Origin of the sequence: Roseburia sp. AF22-2LB (genome assembly GCF_003461125.1) — a bacterium.
GTDB lineage: Bacteria > Bacillota > Clostridia > Lachnospirales > Lachnospiraceae > Roseburia_C > Roseburia_C amylophila.
In genome coordinates, this window is record NZ_QTWM01000002.1 from 452,921 (window position 1) to 472,066 (window position 19,146).

Here is a 19,146-nt window from a genome sequence, read left to right on the forward strand (position 1 = left end):
AAACTGCTTTACACTTTTCTTGCGCCTGCGGCGGTCACTTGCGGCGGTCGCCTGCGGCATCTACCTTATACACCGCAGTGTGCATCCTCGCGGAGCTTTTTTACTTTACAGGAAAGCAATTCCTGTAAAGTAAAAAAAGCTGTCGTTCACACGACAGCTCTTTGGTTCTTAGAAACTTCCAATATTCAGTACGATGGAAATTAACAGGAATAAGATTACCAGTACTCTGGTTACCTTTACCAACATTCCTTCCATAGAACGACCTTTATTCTTGCCCCAATAAGTATCAGCTGCTCCGCTGATTGCTCCAAGTCCTGCAGACTTACCTTCCTGAAGAAGAATAATTACTGTCAATGCGATAGATATAATAATAAATACAACTGTTAAAACCGTTTTTAAAACTGCCACGAATGACACCTCCTGTGGATTTATAATACTCGTAACTTTGACAGTATATCATACACCGGGATAAATTACAACCACTTATTTTGTATTTATATTGAAATTTTGGGTAGGTAATTTTGCTAAAATCTATTACGATTCTTCGATCCGAATCAGACGATTATATTTTGCCGTCCGCTCGCCACGGCACGGTGCTCCGGTTTTAATCAGGTCACTGCCAAGCCCTACTGACAAATCCGCTATGGTCGTATCCTCGGTCTCGCCGCTCCGGTGGGACATGATGGTCTCATAACCATGTTCTTTTGCCATGCGGATGGCTTCCATAGTTTCTGAGAGCGTTCCAATCTGGTTTGGCTTAATCAGAATCGCATTACCGCATCCCATGGAAATTCCTTTATTCAGGCGCACCGGATTCGTGGCAAATAAATCATCGCCTACCAGAATCACTTTATCTCCCACTTTTTCTGTCAGACGTTTCCAGCCATCCCAATCCTCTTCGTCCAGCGGGTCTTCAATGGAATAAATCGGAAAACGGCGAAGCATCTTTTCCCAGTGCACAATCAGTTCATCCGTGGTATAACGTTTGCCGGATTTTGGCAGATAATATTCTCCCGGTGCATTACCTTTCCATTCGCTGGCAGCCGCATCCAGAGAAATCATAAACTGTTTGCCTCTGCCACAGCTGTACCCTGCTTTGGTAATGGCTTCCATGATAAGCTGGATGGCTTCTTCCTCATTTGCAATGTTTGGGGCAAAACCGCCTTCATCTCCCACTGCCACAGACAACCCACGGTTCTTTAATAATTTTTTCAAATGATGATAGACTTCTGCACACCAGCGGATTCCTTCGGTAATGCTGTCAGCACCAATTGGAAGTATCATAAATTCCTGAACATCCAGATTGTTATCGGAATGTGCACCGCCATTTAAAATATTCATCATCGGCACCGGAATTGTTACTGCATTTACGCCGCCCACATAGCGGTAAAGCGGCATCTGCAATGCTTTTGCTGCTGCTTTGGCACAAGCTAAGGACACACTTAAGATTGCATTGGCACCAAGCTTTCCTTTATTTTCTGTTCCATCCAGTTCCAGCATCAGCGCATCTAAATTTTCCTGCCGCAATACGTTTCTGCCTAACAGTGCTTTTGCAATTCTTGTGTTTACATTTTCCACCGCCTGCTGCACACCATTTCCACCATAACGCTCGCCGCCGTCTCTTAATTCAATGGCTTCAAATTCTCCTGTACTGGCTCCGGAAGGTGCTGCCGCCCGGGCAGTCGACTTCTTTCCGGTTGTCTCTGTCTCCACAGTTACTTCTGTTTCTATTGTGGGATTTCCTCTGGAATCTAATATTTCTCTTGCATGAATTCGTGTAATCGTCATTTTTACAGCCATAAAAAAAATCTCCTTTTGAAAATATTCTGAATTAATAGTTCAGTATCTCCAAAAGAAGATTTTTTATTCTCTTTGAGAAGCAAAACTAACGTTTGCATATCTTGATAAAACATAGATTTTGGATTTTTGCTGAGTAATATTACATATCTGTTGTATGCATAGGACTGCCCACACATTTCAGGGTTGCTCATTACTCTATCAAAGAAAGGACTATCATTATGAAAAATATTTTGCTTACTATAACCAATACAAATGCGAAATCGACATTGCTTTGACGACAATGTGCTTTTGTTCCTCGCATGCGCTGATGCCGAAAAAGGGCTACCTACCACGCCTAACTAACTCTCAAAGGCTTATTCATAATCTTGCAATTGATGAACCACTCAAATACTGATGTTGTATCATAAAAGTTGACAGCCTATTCTCAAGGATTTGATATATAATCATAATCAATACGAGAACAGGAGAAACAACCTATGGCACAGAACCAAAAATCTTATGACAACGAATTTAAAGCACAGGCGGTAAAGCTTGCACAGGAAATTAGCGGGCATAAAGCAGCTAACGAATTAGGTATCCCTAAAGGTACTATGTACACATGAATCAAAGCATTTAAGGAAGGCCGCCTCAGTGCAAATGAAGCAGTTCATACCCCCAAGAATGCTTTATCCCTTAATGATGAGCTTATCGAACTCAGGAAACATGTTAAAGAGCAGGATAAGGAAATACGCCGTTTAAAGGAAGAAAACGAATTTCTTGAGGAAGCAAGTGCTTTTTTCGCAGCCAGCCGTCGTAAGTCAGCAAAAAACAGAGATTAATGTTTATTGCAATTAAAACGGATGACGGCAGGATTAAGGGCAAAATTTCTTTTTATTGTAAAGTGCTTCATGTTTCCAGACAGGCATTTAACAAATACCTAAAAACAAAAGATGCTCCTTGGAAATATCAGGCACTGGCAGATGCCATGATTGATATATATAGTGAGGATGAATGCAACGACACGTATGGAAGAATCCGTATGTATCAGGCATTACAGCTAAAACATCCTGAAGATGTACACATTCCCGGTGAAAGAACTGTTTATCGTGTCATGGAAGAACTTGGTCTTAATCATAAGCTGAAACGCAAGCCCAACGGCATTACAAAAGCTGATAAAGAAGCCCGTAAATCAGATAATTTAATCAAACAAGATTTCTCAGCCCAAAAACCTCTTGAAAAATGTATTACAGACATGACCGAAATAAAAGCTTCCGATGGAAAACTGTATGTTTCAGCTATCTTTGACTGCTACGATCTGGCAGTGCTGGGGCTTGCTATGGATACAAATATGAAGGCTACCCTTTGTGAGCAAACTTTAGATAATGCTTACAAGGCATATCCTATGCTTCGTGGAGCTGTTCTTCACAGTGACAGAGGCACACAGTACACAAGCGAGTTATATCGTAAAGCAATCAATAAATATGGTATTCTTCAGAGCATGAACAGTGCCGGTGGCAGATGCCATGACAATGCCAGATGTGAAAGCATGTGGGCACGCTTCAAAGAGGAATTACTTTATGGGCGTTATGACACCACCACAATGACTGTAGAACAGTTAAAAACCCTCAGCTGGAGATACTTCATCAGCTATTGGAATAACCGGAGGATTTGCTCTGCTAATGGAGGGGTACCTCCGATGGTTAAGCGACAGCAATACTATGCTTCACTACAGGAGGCTGCATAAGGTCGAACATTCTTGAGAATAAAGTGTAAACCAATATTGACAATATCATACGCTGCACTTGCTCTTGATTGCATATTGCAAGTGTGTGATGATGCAATGCAATGACTTCGTTTTTATAAGTCATTGCATAGTTGTCATCTGTAGGATATCATCAAGTGAATTTTCTGACCTTATATCTTGTCTTAACCAAATCATAAATTGCTTTTAATTTTTCATTCGGTTGCTTTTTCAACTGCTCAATTCTTTTAATTTTCAGAGCAATTAACGAGAAACTATAGATAGGTAAATACTGAGAAGATTGAATCATAATTTTATCAACAAACTCCAAAATCTGATTATTTTCTTCTATATCAGAATCTTTTCCATACTCTACCAACAAAAACTGTGACCAAACCTTTTCAGCAACATCTGATGAAGGATCCACATATATAAATATCGTCTTTAGTATTTGTTTTATATTATCGTCTCCAATATTATAACCAATAAATATAATAGGATTATCCACATATACAATCTTCAGATATGAAAACACATTTTCCAGGTATACCATTACTTCCGCAAATGTCAGGATTTGTATGTCTGCATCCTAATGTAGTATTTTCTGTATTTCCATCATTTAATGGTTCGGAAAACCCAACCTGCATTTTATTCATTATCATCCATCCTTAGTAATATATTGTTATAATATTCCTCATTTATCTCAAAACCGATATATTCTCTTTTTAGCCTTTTTGCAGCGACTAAAGTTGTACCACATCCACAAAACGGATCTAATACTGTCTGCCCTTCTTTAGTAACTAACGAAATAAGTATTTCCATTAATTCCACAGCTTTTTGTGTCGGATGCAATCCTCTATCAGTTTTTTGAGTCTTTACTTTTAAGATATTAGAACATACTTCAATACCTTCATTCAAAGTAGTTAATTCTTTTAACTTATTTTCATTAAAAGCACCGACTTCATATTTAGTGATGTTATCTGTCAAAGTAGTTCCCTGTGGATAAGGTTTCATAAACCAAAGTATTGGTTCAAATAGCGGACGAAGATTTCCTATCTTCCACCCTTCCCACGCCAAACTGTTCTGTTCATCATTTCTTCTATCAAAAACACAACTAACTCTCTGTGCTCTGTATGCCGCTGAGTCCTTCTCCCACGCAATCATGTCTTTAAAAATAAAACCCGCATCTTCCATTGCACAAATACATCTATGAGCCATTCTCCGTCCTGCAAATATAAAACAACTTGCACCTGGTTTTAATACTCTCAACCAATCTTCTGCCCATGATGAGCACCATTGATAATATTCAATTGGGATATTCTTATCTGATTGAGCCCATCCATTTAATGGTTTGCCTCTAGTCTTAAAAATTGTTCCGCTTTTTTCTTGAGCTGGGCTTTTTCCCAATAGCGAACTATTGGTATTATTATGTATAACATCCCATTTATCATAATTTATTCCATATGGAATATCAGACAATATCAAATGCACAGATTCTGTATCTACACTCTTTATTAATTGTATTGAATCTCCCAATTCAACTCTGCCCATCAATATTCACCTACCTGTTTAATTTATCTATATACTGCGAAATAACATTTATTTTTTCCTGTAACTTCTTTGCCTTAATCAATTCTTCTATTGCTTTTTCTTTGGTATATTTCCTTATTTCCTCTATGCAACCAGTCCAATATGCTATTTCTGTTTTTCCCCTATACTTAATTAATCTTTTGTAATCATTTAGCATACTTCTATACTGTGCTTCTGGCAAACCTATTTTCTTTGCAACATAAACATCCATTTTGGGCAAAAAACAACATTTAGCGTTAGCGAAACTTAATGATTTATCTCTTGCTATCATTTGGGAGGCATTCCATAACGATTCCAAAGATAATGATTCTGTTTCTTTCACATTTTCTTCAAGTAAAATAGATATATGCTCCCAAGCCAACAAACATACATTATTATCGAGAGCTTTTGAATATATTTGACTAGTAGATTGTGGATATTGAAAATATGGTGCCACCAAAACAGCATACTCATTCTCCGAGCCACGCCAATCACTCAAGTTACTAACTTTAAAGTCTTTCTGATTCTTTGCCGTTCTACTCAATCTAAAACATTTTGCATCCGCAACTAAACTATATTTATATCCCGAAATACTTTCTGCCAATATATCTGCACTATCTGCTCTTTCATCCAAAGCTCTCGATGCCAATCCTAACAATCTAAAACATCTTGCTAAAACTATATCCGAAGCCTTTGAATATAATTTTTCTTCTGTAGAATCATGTTCAATGTTTTCAGGAATAGTTCCTATCTGCTTTACGATTTCTTTGAAATCTTTCTCTGATATTTCATCAATATATTTTCTTATTTTCTCAGTTGCTTCCTTAAAATCTACTGTAGAAAGTTCTTTAATTTCTTTTATAAGCTTTTCAAACATTTCATATCTCCCTTTTCTATTTCTTAGATTTTCTACATTATCTGATACTGTTTGATTCCATCAAATGTAAATACTACATCTATTCTGTTTTCCAAACACAAGATTTGTATCATTCTTTGCCAAATATCCATTTTTCACAGCTTAAATTGCTATCTTATATGCCTCTTAATTTAACTTTTATATTATATTTGATATATCGAATAATCGCAACGGAACTTGTGTTTGACTCCCTATATTATACCACCGGCAGTGTTCGAACGCAAGTTCTATCATACTCCACCCACAACCTCTTCTGCTCCGCTACAATTCTTTATAAGCAATTTGCGAAGCACTCAACTCAATATCCACACCATGCACCTGTTCCTGTATCTTCTCCAAATGTCCTGTCTCCTAAGCCACCTTAGATTCCACAACTGTCAGAGCACGATTGCATCTTTTTGACTTTCCCTTTATCTGTTCTCCAGCCCAATCATTGACCACTTTATTAGCAACCTTCCTTAGCTCATCCTGCGGCACGCGTAACAGAACTTTTTTAGTAAATACATCTCTCTTTGACACCTGTTTACGAAGTCCCTTTTTGTAACCATCTGCCACAGGAACTCCCCCATTATATATGCGGGCTATCCTCATCAAGATGAACCACTACATTTACAACTACAAATTGCGGAAGTCTCTTTATAAGTTCTCCCAATATTATCTCGTATGATAAGCTTTATATATGGCTTCATATCATCATATTATTTCCAAAACTCCCTATTGCCTATCTGAATGATTATCTCTAACTGCCATACCCTGTTTCTAGCCAACTACATGTTCAAAATAATCATCTATCCGACGTTCTAATCGTATCTGCTTTTTATTATATTCTTCTAATGCCTCATCTACTTCTTTGTGATATCCTGTCTTTACATTATCCATCAGATTTGATATTCCGTAAATAATAAATATATTATCTTTGCTGTAATCTGATGGCCTATATTTTCTCAGAGTATGCTTTGTAACTGTAGCCAGCTTAATTTTCGATGTAATATCACTTTTCTTATTACTGACATGAACTGTATATGAAATATCTTCCATTTGTATCTCCTTATCTGTACTATATTTCTATCGAAGCAGTTCATTTGTCATCTTGGCTCTGCCATAGATGATAACCCCTAGCTATTTTAAACTATTAGTTGAACAATTAAAAATTAACCGCACTCCACACTGCTGCTGACACATCCTCATATCTATGTTAACAGTAGCTGATGTGAATCAGATGATTATCAAAAAAATCGTGAAACATTCCTGTGCTGTGACACTCACCGAGGAAGCCTATATTCTCTTTGATATTAAGAAGTTTGTAGATGCGATTAATAAAGAGTTAACAAAGAAAGAACATTCTTCAGTATCACTACTGAAAAATGTCCTATACATATCAATATATTTGTTGCATTTGATGTAAATTCCAGCACACCTGACAACTTTCCAAAACTTCTTGTATTAATATTTTTCCTTGAAAGCTTAACAAAAATGGGCTTTTTTGATATGTGCGTTCTTGAAATATTATCTTTATTGCTATGATATGCTTTCGATTATACGTTAATCTCGGCTGTCATACCAAGAATCTCTTTGTTGTCATCCAAAATCGGCTGTACCACATTCTTTAAGAAGGCATCTACCTGAATTGGTGCTCTTCCTACATATTTTGCAGGGTCCATATTCTGCTTCAGCTCTTCTAAGGTTGTATGGAATGCAGGTTCTGCTGCAATCAGCTCAAGAAGGTTGTTCTCTTTACCCTCCTGTTTTACATTTTTGCCTGCTTCCATGGAAAGTACACGAATCTTCTCATGTAATTCCTGACGGTCACCACCAGCTTTTACAGCATCCATCATAATATTTTCGGTTGCCATAAATGGAAGCTCGCTCATCATATGTTTGTAAATAACTTTTTCATATACAACAAGTCCGTCTACTACATTTAAGCAAAGGTCTAAGATTCCGTCGATCGCAAGGAAGCCTTCCGGAATGGAAAGACGCTTGTTTGCAGAGTCATCAAGAGTTCTCTCAAACCACTGGGTTGCGGATGTAATTGCCGGGTTTAATGCATCAATCATGACATAGCGGGAAAGGGATGCAATACGTTCACTACGCATTGGATTTCTCTTATATGCCATTGCAGAGGAACCAATCTGGCTCTTCTCAAACGGTTCTTCCACTTCTTTCAGGTGCTGCAGAAGACGGATGTCATTGGACATCTTATGTGCACTTGCTGCGATGCCTGCTAAAATGTTGGCAACTCTGGTATCTACTTTTCTGGAATAAGTCTGTCCGGATACTGCATAGCACTCCTTGAAGCCCATTTTCTGTGCAATCATCGGATCAATCTTATCGATGGTTTCCTGATCTCCGTCAAAAAGCTCCTGAAAGCTTGCCTGTGTTCCTGTGGTTCCCTTGGAACCTAAAAGTTTCAGGCTGCCTAATACATAATCTAAGTCTTCCAAATCCATAATAAATTCCTGGCACCACAGTGTTGCACGTTTTCCAACGGTAGTTGGCTGTGCCGGCTGGAAATGGGTAAATGCCAGTGTCGGCTGATTCTTATATTTATCTGCAAATTTTGCCAGTTCTGCAATGACATTTACTAATTTCTTACGAACCAGTTTTAATGCCTCTGACATAATAATGATATCGGTATTATCTCCAACGTAGCAGGAGGTTGCTCCTAAATGGATGATTCCTTTTGCTTTCGGACACTGTACACCATAAGCATATACATGGGACATAACATCATGACGGACTTCTTTTTCTCTTGCCTTTGCCACATCATAGTTGATGTCATCCTTGTGTGCCTTTAATTCATCAATCTGTTCCTGTGTAATATCAAGTCCAAGTTCTTTCTCGGTTTCTGCCAGTGCAATCCAAAGTCTTCTCCAGGTACGGAATTTCATATCCGGGGAAAAGATGTACTGCATTTCTTTGCTGGCATAACGCTCTGATAATGGGCTGTTATATCTATCGGTACTCATATGTGTGCTCCTTTTTATTTTTTATATTCATAATTTCAGACTCAGCTCCACTCAAAAGTTTCGCTCCACTCGGAAGCTTCGCTTCCTCGTTGTCCGTTGCACCTTCGTGCACCGTACAATCCTTACAACCATACCGGCTGGTTCATGCAAGCATGACAGCCGGTACGGTTATAAGGATTAGCCGCTGTGTCAGTCTGCTTATCGCTCATATTCGCCACGGATATCCTCTTTTGGCGGCTCCATCGGATATTTTCCGGTAAAGCATCCTTTACAGATTGGAAGTCCTCCTACCAGCTGCTCCAGACGCTCTATCTTTAAGTATCCCAAAGAATCTGCACCGATTATTTTCCGGATATCTTCGATGGTTCTGTTATAGGCAATCAACTGTTCCCGCTCCGGAATATCGGTTCCAAAGTAACATGGCCATAAGAATGGCGGGGAACTGATTCTTACATGCACTTCTGTGGCACCGGCTTCTTTTAACATATTTACAATACGGTCAGATGTGGTTCCACGCACGATGGAATCGTCAATCATAATGACACGCTTGCCACGGACTGATTCTGCCAGTACATTTAATTTTACTCTTACGCTGGATTCTCTGCTGCTCTGCTTTGGTTTGATGAAGGTTCGTCCCACATAACCATTTTTTACAAAAGCAGTTCCATATGGAATTCCGGACTGCAGGGCATAACCCTGAGCTGCTGCATTTCCGGACTCCGGTACTCCTACTACCAGGTCTGCATCTACCGGTGAATCCATTGCAAGGAAACGTCCTGCTTGGATACGGGATGCATAAACGCTGACCCCGTCAATATGGCTGTCCGGTCTTGCAAAATATATGTATTCGAAAATACAACGTGCTTCCTGCTCTTTTGGAAGACACATGGTCATATCAGACTGAATACCGCCTTCCGGTGAAATTGTTACCACTTCTCCCGGCAATACATCTCTGACATATTCTGCATCAATAGTCTCCAAGGCACAGGTCTCAGAAGTAATGATATAAGCATTGTCACGTTTTCCTATTACAAGCGGTTTAAAACCATATGGATCTCTTGCACCAATCAGTTTACGAGGGCTGGCTACAACCAGTGCATAAGCTCCCTTTAACTTCTGGCAGGCTCTGCGTACTGCTTCCTCGGCAGTCTTGGAATTCAGACGCTCTCTTGCAATGTGGTAAGCAATTACCTCAGAGTCAATGGTGGTCTGGAAAATTGCTCCGGTGTATTCCAAATCTTTACGAAGCTCCTTCGCATTGATGAGGTTTCCGTTGTGTGCCAATGCCAGCGTACCTTTTACATAATTCAATACCAGCGGCTGTGCATTCTCACGGGTGGAGGAACCTGCGGTGGAATAGCGGACATGACCGACTCCGATATCACCTTTCATTGCTTCTAACTGTTTTCCGGTAAATACTTCGTTTACCAGTCCCATATCTTTATAGGAAGTAACTTTTCCCTTCGGTCCGTTTGTCTCACTTACTGCAATACCACAGCTCTCCTGTCCTCTGTGCTGTAATGCAAACAGACCATAATAAATACTGGAAGCCACATCATTTCCGTCAAAATCATACATGCCGAAGACGCCACATTCTTCATGCAGTCCGTCCCATGGGCTTTCCTTTAATTCATTGTTATTCATAGGGTTCTCCTGACTATATTTTTAAGCAAATTTCTTACCGGTCAGTAATTCAAATGCTTCTTCGTATTTCTCAATTGTCTTCTCGATTACTTCATCCGGAAGGAGATAATCACTGTCTGGATTTGCTTTTAACCAGTCTCTTACAAACTGTTTGTCATAAGAAGGCTGTCCCTGTCCCGGTTTATATCCTTCTAATGGCCAGAAACGGGAGCTGTCCGGTGTCAGCATCTCATCACCTAAAACTACATTTCCATTCTCATCGAGACCAAATTCAAACTTGGTATCTGCAATGATGATTCCTTTGCTTAATGCGTATTCTGCACATTTCTTGTAAAGTGCGATGGTATATTCTTTAATCTTTTCTGCGTACTCAACACCCTTGCCCGGGAATGCTTTCTCTAATACGTCAATACTCTGTTCAAAAGAAATATTCTCGTCATGGTCACCAATCTCAGCTTTGGTACTTGGTGTGTAAATCGGCTCAGGTAATTTATCGGATTCTACAAGTCCTTCCGGTAATTTGATTCCGCAGACGGTCCCGTTCTCTTTGTAGCTTGCCCAGCCACTTCCGGTAATATATCCACGAACAATACATTCGATTGGAATCATTTCCAGTTTCTTGCACATCATGCTGTTGCCATCATATTTCTCATTCTGGAAAAATTCCGGCATATCTTTTACATCAACGGAAAGCATATGGTTTGGCACGATATCCTTTGTAAAATCGAACCAGAATCTGGACATCTGTGTCAGAATTGCGCCCTTATTGGTAACCTTGTTCTTTAAAATATGGTCAAACGCTGAAATTCTGTCTGTTGCAACAATGATAAGGCTTTCTCCATTATCATATACTTCTCTTACTTTTCCTTCTTTAAATGGTTTAAATTCCTGCATACTGCTTTTGTCCTCCATTTTATGCTTTCGCAAATTTTTGTTGTGATAAAAAACACTACTGGAAAATTATAATACAGTGCCTTTTAGAAAGTCAATGAATTTGGGCGAAGTGCGCCTTTTGCCCCATATAGAAAAATGAGCGAAATTTATTAGTTTTTTTGTCTAATATTTTCTATTTATAAGTATTATTAATATATGTGCCGGAAAATACTTATCTATAGCAAAAGATTCTGTACCTTACACTTGAGATACAGAATCTTTTTATTTACGCGAGCAGCGAGATAAATTACATGCTTGCATGCAGATTTGCCAAGCACTGCGATAACTTGAGAAACTCGCAAAGCGTGTTTCTCGTAGTTAGTATTTCGCCCTTACGGTCTTATTTTTTGATTAACAAAGATTTCCCTGTCATTTCTTTTGGCTGTTCCATTCCCATCAGCTCGATTAATGTAGGAGCGATATCTGCAAGACATCCACCCTCTCTTAAACCGTATGCAGGGTCTGCATTTACCAGAATGAATGGTACCGGATTGGTAGTATGTGCTGTAAATGGTTCGCCTGTTTCATAATCGATTAACTGCTCTGCATTTCCGTGGTCTGCGCAGATGAACATCTGTCCGTCAACCTCTTTTAATGCTGCAACAGCTTTGCCTACGCACTCATCAACTGCTTCTACTGCCTTGATTGCTGCAGCCTGAACTCCGGTATGTCCAACCATATCCGGGTTAGCAAAATTGATTATGATTACATCATATTTTTCAGATTTGATGGCATCTACTAATTTATCACATACTTCGTATGCACTCATTTCCGGTTTCAAATCATAGGTTGCTACCTTTGGAGATTTTACCAGAATTCTTTCTTCACCTTTGTTTGGCTCCTCTACACCGCCGTTGAAGAAGAAGGTTACATGAGCATATTTCTCAGTCTCAGCGATTCTTGCCTGAGTCTTGCCATTGTCTGCAAGGAACTGTCCAAATGTATTGGTAAGTTCTACCTTGTGGAATGCAACGGTTTTGTTTGGAATGGTTCCATCGTATTCTGTGAAACATACATAAGCTACGTTCTTTCTTGCGCCTCTGTCAAATCCGTCGAACTCATCTGCACAGAATGCTCTGGTAATCTCTCTTGCACGGTCAGGGCGGAAGTTAAAGAAGATAATGGTATCGTTATCCTGTACGGTTGCAGTTGGAGCACCATTTTTCATAATTACAGTCGGAACTACGAACTCGTCTGTTACATCTTTTGCATAAGATGCATCAATTGCTGCAACAGCGCTGTCTGCTGTCTCGCCAACACCTTCTGTAATTGCTTTATATGCTTTTTCTACACGATCCCAACGGTTGTCACGGTCCATTGCATAGTAACGTCCGTTGATGGTTGCGATTTCACCAACACCGATTTCTTTCATTTTTGCTTCCAGCTCTTCGATAAATCCTTTTCCGGAAGTAGGTGCGGTATCACGGCCGTCTAAGAAGCAGTGTACATATACTTTGTCTAAGCCTTCTTTTTTTGCCATTTCCAGAAGTCCAAACAAATGTGTAATGTGGCTGTGAACTCCACCATCGGATAATAATCCATATAAATGAAGTGCAGAACCGTTGTCTTTTACATTTTTCATGCCGGCAAGCAATACTTCGTTTTTAAAGAAATCTCCATCTTCGATTTCTTTGGTAATTCTGGTTAATTCCTGGTATACAATTCTTCCTGCACCCATGTTCATATGTCCTACTTCGGAGTTACCCATCTGTCCATCCGGAAGTCCTACGGCAAGTCCGCTGGCATTTCCCTTTACCCATGGATAATCTTTCATCAGTGCATCAATGTTTGGCTTGTTTGCCTGGGCTACTGCATTACCCTCAGTTTTGTCATTCAGACCAAAACCATCTAAAATCATCAATACGGTTGGTTTTTTACTCATGTTTTTTCCTCTTTTCTTTAAAATCTTCTATTGAAACGGATTACTCCGTTGCTGTCACATAACCATCATCATCTATGGTAATTCCCACGGAAAGGGATTCCATAAAATCAAAAATACGTCTTTTCTCACTTTCATCTGTCACCAGTGAGGTCTTGTAATTCTTCTGTATACACGGCAGAAACCGAAAATCAATAGTTCCTTCATCCCGGATGATTACCTGGGATAAGCCGGTATCTAATGTTGACGCCGAAAACCAGAAATTGCCAAGACTGTAGATAATCGGCACGCCATCCATATATTCCATGCCCTGCAGGCAATGGGTATGTCCGCCGATAATGACATCCACACCGGCTTCCACAAACTGTTTTGCAAGAGCCACCTGGTCGGAACCAAAATAGTTATTTCCTTCTGTTCCCCAGTGTACAAAAGCAATCACATAATCGCTGTTGTCTCTTGCTTCTTCTATTACTTTCAGAAACTTGTCCGGATTTAAGGTCTTTAACACGCCCGGTGTCGTCTCAGTTGCTTCCTTCGTATAATTTAAAGAGCGTTCAATCTGTGTAGCTGATACAATTGCTATTTTCTTTCCATTTGCCACAAAATATACCGGACGCATGGCATCCTTTAAATCTTTTCCTGCTCCTACATACGGAATTCCTGCCTCTTCCAGTGTATCTATGGTATCAATCAATGCAGCTTCGCCATAGTCATAGACATGATTATTGGCAAGACTGACAATATCTGTTCCAAATGTTTCTAACAAGTAGACACGCTTTGGATCTGCCCGGAAAGTATAATCCTTGCCAGCTAAAGGTTCCCCTCTTGTACTGTAGGTGAACTCATTGTTTATCATCATAATGTCTGCATTATTCATTTCCTGCAATAAATCTTTGGAAAAGCAGTCATTGATTCCATTTGGCTGTCCATCCATGTGTTCCGTTGTGCCCCAGCCTTCTGCAAAATTAATATCGCCGGTAAAATCCAGCACAATCTCATCCTCAGAGCTGCATGTCTTCCAGTAAACCTGCTGCAAATCCTCTTCATTCATGCCGGTGTCCTGACAATAAAGAAGCCACAGCACATGTATGGAATTTCCGGTCTCTTCGTACCAGACATTTACATTCTGGTCTTCCTGAGACTCCTGTGCAATATTTAATACTGCTTCTTTTCCGTAATTGGCATAAACCCAGTTTAAGAAACTTTCGTCAATCCGATAATCCCCGATAAATTCTTTGCTGCAGGAATCCAGCAGTGCTTCGTATGCATCATCCAAATCTTCTATCACCAGCTTCTTCGTCTCTGTAGAGACTTCTTCCGTTTCCGTCACTGCATATTCTATTTTCTCGCTGCTTTCCGGTTCTGCATTTACCTGCGCTTTCCTGTCACATCCACTGCAAACCATTCCAAACAACAATATTCCTATCCCTGCCATCTGCAAAGCTTTTCTTCTCAAATCGGTATCCTCGCTCAACTCCTCTTTCATCTCTTGTGTCCTGCTTTATTGCCGATAACATTATACACTATCTTTCTTTTTCTAACAATCCTTATTTTGCAAGCGTATTCTTTTATATCAAACCTCATCATTTAACATTTCTTCTAAGGTATGCCAGCCTAATACGGCGCACTTTACTCTTGCCGGCATATGGGAAATATCCTTTAATGCCGAAGCTTCTTCCAGCTCGTCAATCTCTTCATCCGAAGCTTCTCCTTTTATCATTTTTAAGAATAATTCTCCTAAATGCAGCGCTTCCTCTTTCTTCTTTCCGACAATCATGCCCAGCATAATATCGGCAGATGCCTGGGAAATAGCACAGCCATCTCCTACAAATGCACCGTCTACGATTTCATCACCATCTAATTTTAATTTTAAAAAGATATCATCTCCGCAGTTTGGATTCACGCCTTCCAACACCAGATCGGCATCCGGAAGGTCATGCTTGAACTCCGGGTGAATATTGTGTTCGGTAAGGATTTCATTATAAAAACTTCTACTCTCCATATCCCATTCTCCTTCTGACTCCTGCCACGCTTTTTACCAGTGCATCGACTTCTTCTTCTGTATTGTAAAACATCAGGCTTGCTCTTGTAGCGGAGCGGACGCCCAGATACTCTAACAGCGGCTGTGCACAATGATGACCTGCACGGACAGCCACACCGTCGGATTCCAATACCGCACTGACATCATGCGGATGCACGTCTTCAATAGTAAATGTCAGGATTCCGGTATGCTCTTCTGCCAGTTCAGAGCCCAGCACATGAACCTTTGGAATTGCTTTCAGTCCTTCCAAGGCTCTTTTCGTAAGTGTAAGTTCCCGCTCCTGCATGGTTTCAAAACCGATTTTGTTAATATAATCAATGGCGGCAGCCAGTCCCACTGCGCCTGCTGCATTGACGGTTCCTGCCTCAAACTTATGCGGAAGCTCTGCATATTTTGCACCGTCTCTTGTTACAGAATCTATCATTTCTCCGCCGGTAAGGAATGGTGGCATTGCCTTTAAAAGTTTTTTCTTTCCATATAAGACACCGATTCCCATCGGTCCCATTAACTTGTGACCGGAAAATGCCAGAAAATCCACATCCAGCTTCTGCACATCAATCGGCATATGTGGGGAGCTCTGGGCGGCATCCAGCACGACTACCGCATTGCTCTTTCTTGCTCTTCGCACAATTTCCTCTACCGGAGTCGGACGTCCCAGCACATTGGACACCTGTGTGATTGCTACCAGTCTTGTTTTATCAGAAAAAGCTTCGTCTAACTTTGCTTCGCTTAAACTACCGTCCTTTTCACATTCCAGATAAATAAGCTTTGCGCCGGTCTGTCTTGCCACCATCTGCCACGGCAGCATATTGCTGTGATGTTCCATAATGGAAACCACAATTTCGTCCTCCGGACAAAGATTATTTAAGCCATAGCTGTACGCTACTAAATTCAGGCCCTCTGTGGTATTTCTGGTAAATATAATTTCTGTCTCAGATGCAGCATGGATAAACTGCTGAACTGTTTTTCTCGCTGCCTCATAGGCATCGGTTGCTTCCAGGCTCAAAGGATAGAATCCACGCATCGGATTGGCATTATGTTTTTCATAAAATTCCTTTTCCGCTTCAATGACGCATGCCGGCTTCTGTGCGGTTGCTGCATTGTCAAGATAGATAACATCCCGGTCTTTAAAAAGAGGAAAATCCTTCTTAAAATTGTACATCCTAAATCACCTCTTCCAGCGCTTCCTTCGCAATTTTTTCTGCTGCTTCATCCTTCATCAAATCACAGATATGCTCCAATTTTGCACCTGTCACAATACGTTCTGCAGCTTCCTTATCAATACCTCTTGCTCCAAAATAGAACATGGTATCTTCATCTAATTCTCCAATGGTTGCTCCGTGATTTCCCTTTACGTCTTCCTGTGCACATAAAATCAGCGGAATGGTCTTATTTTCCACATCATCACCCAGCAGAAGTACGCTTTCCTCTTCCTGTCCTTCTGCGCCGGAGGAACCACGTTTGAAATCAATGGTTCCGCGGAAAACCTTATGTGCCTGTCCGCGAAGAGCTCCGTCAGAATTAATATAGCTCATGGTTTTCTCGCCAAAATGATTGGCTACCATATTATAGTCTAAAATCTGCTGTGCCTGACCAAGATATCCGGTCTCTGTGGCAAAATTACTTTCTTTTCCATTCAAATCCACGCGGCATCCAGAATAGAGATTCCCTTTTCCAAGGAACAACTGGATATATTCCACCTTTGCTCCCTCGCCAATCAGGTCTCCGCCTATGTCACTTAATAAAGTCTCATGTTCCTGCGGCATCTGAACCTGAATTAATCTTACAGATGCACCGCTCTCGACTTTCATTCTGACACGGACTGCCAGAGATGCTTCTGCGGTACTTTCTTCCTCTTTTGTGGCATCCGGAGCCACACGGCTGTCCATCACAACAGTAAGTGTACTGTTTTCTTTTGCAACTATCTCTACACAGCCTGCCGTATGTGCATCTTTTTTGCCGGAAATGTGCAGTCTTACGGTTTTATCCTGTCCTGCATTATCTGCAAGAATCTGATATTTTGCAGTATTTTCTGTTGCAAAGATTGCATCTGCTTCTCTTCCGGCACCGGTTTCAATGTCCGAAAGCTGCTCTGTTTCAGTAGCTACTGCATCTCCCTCTGCTGCAATCTCACAAGGTTCTATCTTATTGCTCCATTTTATTGGAGTTTCATTTACCTTCAGCCAGTTCCAGGTAGGAGAAGGCAATTCATTGATTTTCATACTTACATTTTGTTCCATGCTCTTTCCACATCCCTTCTGCTATCCTATGCTGCCCTTCATCTCAAGGCGAATCAAATTGTTCATTTCCAATGCGTACTCTAAAGGCAGTTCCTTGGAAACATTATCCGCAAATCCGCTGACGATGCAGGCTCTTGCGTCCTCTTCGCTCATGCCTCTTGACATCAGATAAAAAATTGCTTCATCACTGATGCTTCCAATCTGGGCTTCATGTCCCACATTAGCATCCTTGGTACGGATGTCCATTGCCGGAATGGTATCGGAACGGGACTCAGAATCTAACATCAGAGACTGACAGGATACTGCTGACTTCGTGCCTTTCGCTTCCTTCGTTACCACAACGGAACTACGGAAAGTACTGATACCACCATCCTTGGAAATGGAACGGGTATTCATATAGGAGCTGGTGTCCGGTGCGCAGTGTACCACTTTGGCTCCGGTATCAAGGTTCTGTCCTTTTCCTGCAAAAGTTACACCGGTAAATTCCATGCGGGCGCCCTTTCCTTTTAAGACACTCATCGGATACAGATAAGATACATGGGAACCGAAGGAACCGGATACCCATTCAATGGTTCCGCCCTCTTCTACCAGTGCCCGCTTGGTATTTAAGTTATACATATTCTTTGACCAGTTCTCGATGGTGGAATAACGAAGTTTTGCATTCTTGCCAACATACAATTCCACGCATCCTGCATGCAGATTGGCTACGTTATATTTTGGTGCGGAACATCCTTCGATGAAATGAAGGGATGCTCCCTCATCTACGATAATCAGTGTGTGTTCAAACTGTCCGGCACCCTTAGCATTCAGTCTGAAATAGGACTGCAGCGGAATCTCTACGTCCACACCCTTTGGCACATAAACGAAAGAACCACCGGACCAGACTGCACCGTGCAATGCTGCAAATTTGTGGTCATTTGGTTTTACCAGCTTCATAAAGTGCTTCTGTATCATATCTGCATATTCACCATGCATTGCACTTTCCAAATCCGTATAAATAACGCCCTGTGCGGCAACTTCTTCTCTTACATTATGATAAACCAGTTCGGAATCATACTGTGCGCCAACACCTGCCAGTGACTTTCTCTCTGCCTGTGGAATTCCAAGACGTTCAAAGGTATCTTTAATGTCCTTTGGCACCTCAGACCATTTTCCCTTCATCCTTGTGTTTGGGCGGACATAGGTTACGATATGCTCCATATCCAGTCCTTCAATCGATGGTCCCCAGTCTGGCACTCCCATTTCATTGTAAATCTGTAACGACTGTAAACGGAAATTCTGCATCCAGACGGGGTCATTTTTCTCTTTTGATATCTGCTCTACGATTTCAGGAGTAAGACCTTCTTTCAGCTTATAAGCATCCTTCTCATCATCCCGGATATCATATATGCTTCTGTCGATATCTTCTACATAGCTTTTCTCTTCCATTCCTTAC

Annotated in this window: 19 protein-coding genes; 2 read left to right on the top strand and 17 right to left on the bottom strand. The window is 40.8% G+C overall.

The annotated features are described in order from the left end of the window. Positions 1–168: 168 nt before the first annotated feature. Together secG and eno are read right to left on the bottom strand one after the other, a co-directional pair. On the bottom strand, positions 169–408 hold the full coding sequence (gene secG / locus DWX96_RS04915; protein ID WP_117696942.1) for a preprotein translocase subunit SecG: 240 nt from the start codon (positions 406–408) through the stop codon (positions 169–171). A 126-nt stretch (positions 409–534) separates the two neighbouring features. Further along, a complete protein-coding gene (eno, locus tag DWX96_RS04920; RefSeq protein ID WP_118056902.1) occupies positions 535–1,800 on the bottom strand; it encodes a phosphopyruvate hydratase in 1,266 nt (421 codons plus the stop codon). 476 nt (positions 1,801–2,276) lie between these two features. Between eno and DWX96_RS14730 the strand changes: the two genes are divergently transcribed. Next, positions 2,277–2,402, top strand: a complete 126-nt coding sequence (locus DWX96_RS14730) for a hypothetical protein (protein WP_278336405.1) — start codon at positions 2,277–2,279, stop codon at positions 2,400–2,402. 215 nt (positions 2,403–2,617) lie between these two features. Next, positions 2,618–3,523, top strand: a complete 906-nt coding sequence (locus DWX96_RS04935; RefSeq protein ID WP_118056904.1) for an IS3 family transposase — start codon at positions 2,618–2,620, stop codon at positions 3,521–3,523. 151 nt (positions 3,524–3,674) lie between these two features. Here the strand turns inward: DWX96_RS04935 and DWX96_RS04940 are convergent, their stop codons facing one another. From DWX96_RS04940 to sufB, 15 genes are all read right to left on the bottom strand, one after another. Next, the gene (locus DWX96_RS04940) at positions 3,675–4,028 is read right to left on the bottom strand and encodes a hypothetical protein (protein ID WP_118056905.1); all 354 of its coding nucleotides are present in this window, start codon (positions 4,026–4,028) and stop codon (positions 3,675–3,677) included. Continuing rightward, positions 4,021–4,176, bottom strand: coding sequence for a hypothetical protein (locus DWX96_RS14405; RefSeq protein WP_197420854.1), 156 nt, complete (start codon positions 4,174–4,176; stop codon positions 4,021–4,023). Before DWX96_RS14405 ends, DWX96_RS04940 begins: the two co-directional genes overlap by 8 nt. Beyond that, complete coding sequence (locus tag DWX96_RS04945) at positions 4,169–5,071, bottom strand: DNA-methyltransferase (RefSeq protein WP_118056906.1); 903 nt, start codon at positions 5,069–5,071, stop codon at positions 4,169–4,171. Before DWX96_RS04945 ends, DWX96_RS14405 begins: the two co-directional genes overlap by 8 nt. 10 nt (positions 5,072–5,081) lie before the next feature. After that, a complete protein-coding gene (locus tag DWX96_RS04950; RefSeq protein WP_118056907.1) occupies positions 5,082–5,966 on the bottom strand; it encodes a HindIII family type II restriction endonuclease in 885 nt (294 codons plus the stop codon). 390 nt (positions 5,967–6,356) lie between these two features. Then, positions 6,357–6,560 (bottom strand): hypothetical protein, encoded by a 204-nt coding sequence (locus tag DWX96_RS14520; protein WP_242988737.1) that lies wholly within the window; start codon positions 6,558–6,560, stop codon positions 6,357–6,359. A 204-nt stretch (positions 6,561–6,764) separates the two neighbouring features. Beyond that, positions 6,765–7,043 carry a hypothetical protein gene (locus DWX96_RS14525; RefSeq protein ID WP_242988738.1) on the bottom strand — a complete coding sequence of 93 codons (279 nt, stop codon included), beginning with the start codon at positions 7,041–7,043 and terminating at the stop codon, positions 6,765–6,767. Positions 7,044–7,540: 497 nt separating this feature from the next. Beyond that, positions 7,541–8,974, bottom strand: coding sequence for an adenylosuccinate lyase (purB, locus tag DWX96_RS04965; RefSeq protein ID WP_022242392.1), 1,434 nt, complete (start codon positions 8,972–8,974; stop codon positions 7,541–7,543). Positions 8,975–9,172: 198 nt separating this feature from the next. Beyond that, positions 9,173–10,618, bottom strand: coding sequence for an amidophosphoribosyltransferase (purF, locus tag DWX96_RS04970; RefSeq protein WP_117840787.1), 1,446 nt, complete (start codon positions 10,616–10,618; stop codon positions 9,173–9,175). Positions 10,619–10,639: 21 nt separating this feature from the next. After that, positions 10,640–11,512, bottom strand: coding sequence for a phosphoribosylaminoimidazolesuccinocarboxamide synthase (locus tag DWX96_RS04975; RefSeq protein WP_118056909.1), 873 nt, complete (start codon positions 11,510–11,512; stop codon positions 10,640–10,642). 379 nt (positions 11,513–11,891) lie between these two features. Next, positions 11,892–13,433 (bottom strand): 2,3-bisphosphoglycerate-independent phosphoglycerate mutase, encoded by a 1,542-nt coding sequence (gene gpmI, locus DWX96_RS04980; protein ID WP_118056910.1) that lies wholly within the window; start codon positions 13,431–13,433, stop codon positions 11,892–11,894. A 40-nt stretch (positions 13,434–13,473) separates the two neighbouring features. After that, complete coding sequence (locus tag DWX96_RS04985; protein WP_118056911.1) at positions 13,474–14,916, bottom strand: CapA family protein; 1,443 nt, start codon at positions 14,914–14,916, stop codon at positions 13,474–13,476. Positions 14,917–15,003: 87 nt separating this feature from the next. Beyond that, the gene (sufU, locus tag DWX96_RS04990) at positions 15,004–15,432 is read right to left on the bottom strand and encodes a Fe-S cluster assembly sulfur transfer protein SufU (RefSeq protein ID WP_022242397.1); all 429 of its coding nucleotides are present in this window, start codon (positions 15,430–15,432) and stop codon (positions 15,004–15,006) included. Then, positions 15,422–16,633, bottom strand: a complete 1,212-nt coding sequence (locus tag DWX96_RS04995) for an aminotransferase class V-fold PLP-dependent enzyme (protein ID WP_117946744.1) — start codon at positions 16,631–16,633, stop codon at positions 15,422–15,424. Before DWX96_RS04995 ends, sufU begins: the two co-directional genes overlap by 11 nt. A 1-nt stretch (position 16,634) precedes the next feature. Next, positions 16,635–17,711, bottom strand: coding sequence for a SufB/SufD family protein (locus DWX96_RS05000; RefSeq protein ID WP_118056912.1), 1,077 nt, complete (start codon positions 17,709–17,711; stop codon positions 16,635–16,637). A gap of 21 nt (positions 17,712–17,732) precedes the next feature. Beyond that, positions 17,733–19,139: a Fe-S cluster assembly protein SufB gene (sufB, locus tag DWX96_RS05005; protein ID WP_118056913.1), complete on the bottom strand. Its 1,407-nt coding sequence runs from the start codon at positions 19,137–19,139 to the stop codon at positions 17,733–17,735. Positions 19,140–19,146: the final 7 nt, after the last annotated feature.

What these genes read in the sequence shown, in the direction of transcription:
- DWX96_RS05000 (WP_118056912.1), bottom strand. Translation starts at nt 17,711, where the DNA reads ATGGAACAAAATGTAAGTATGAAAATCAATGAATTGCCTTCTCCTACC.
- DWX96_RS14525 (WP_242988738.1), bottom strand. Translation starts at nt 7,043, where the DNA reads ATGGAAGATATTTCATATACAGTTCATGTCAGTAATAAGAAAAGTGAT.
- eno (WP_118056902.1), bottom strand. Translation starts at nt 1,800, where the DNA reads ATGGCTGTAAAAATGACGATTACACGAATTCATGCAAGAGAAATATTA.
- DWX96_RS14730 (WP_278336405.1), top strand. Translation starts at nt 2,277, where the DNA reads ATGGCACAGAACCAAAAATCTTATGACAACGAATTTAAAGCACAGGCG.
- DWX96_RS14405 (WP_197420854.1), bottom strand. Translation starts at nt 4,176, where the DNA reads ATGAATAAAATGCAGGTTGGGTTTTCCGAACCATTAAATGATGGAAAT.
- DWX96_RS04985 (WP_118056911.1), bottom strand. Translation starts at nt 14,916, where the DNA reads ATGAAAGAGGAGTTGAGCGAGGATACCGATTTGAGAAGAAAAGCTTTG.
- DWX96_RS04975 (WP_118056909.1), bottom strand. Translation starts at nt 11,512, where the DNA reads ATGCAGGAATTTAAACCATTTAAAGAAGGAAAAGTAAGAGAAGTATAT.
- purF (WP_117840787.1), bottom strand. Translation starts at nt 10,618, where the DNA reads ATGAATAACAATGAATTAAAGGAAAGCCCATGGGACGGACTGCATGAA.
- DWX96_RS04950 (WP_118056907.1), bottom strand. Translation starts at nt 5,966, where the DNA reads ATGTTTGAAAAGCTTATAAAAGAAATTAAAGAACTTTCTACAGTAGAT.
- DWX96_RS04935 (WP_118056904.1), top strand. Translation starts at nt 2,618, where the DNA reads ATGTTTATTGCAATTAAAACGGATGACGGCAGGATTAAGGGCAAAATT.
- purB (WP_022242392.1), bottom strand. Translation starts at nt 8,974, where the DNA reads ATGAGTACCGATAGATATAACAGCCCATTATCAGAGCGTTATGCCAGC.
- DWX96_RS04995 (WP_117946744.1), bottom strand. Translation starts at nt 16,633, where the DNA reads ATGTACAATTTTAAGAAGGATTTTCCTCTTTTTAAAGACCGGGATGTT.
- DWX96_RS04945 (WP_118056906.1), bottom strand. Translation starts at nt 5,071, where the DNA reads ATGGGCAGAGTTGAATTGGGAGATTCAATACAATTAATAAAGAGTGTA.
- sufU (WP_022242397.1), bottom strand. Translation starts at nt 15,432, where the DNA reads ATGGAGAGTAGAAGTTTTTATAATGAAATCCTTACCGAACACAATATT.
- sufB (WP_118056913.1), bottom strand. Translation starts at nt 19,139, where the DNA reads ATGGAAGAGAAAAGCTATGTAGAAGATATCGACAGAAGCATATATGAT.
- gpmI (WP_118056910.1), bottom strand. Translation starts at nt 13,433, where the DNA reads ATGAGTAAAAAACCAACCGTATTGATGATTTTAGATGGTTTTGGTCTG.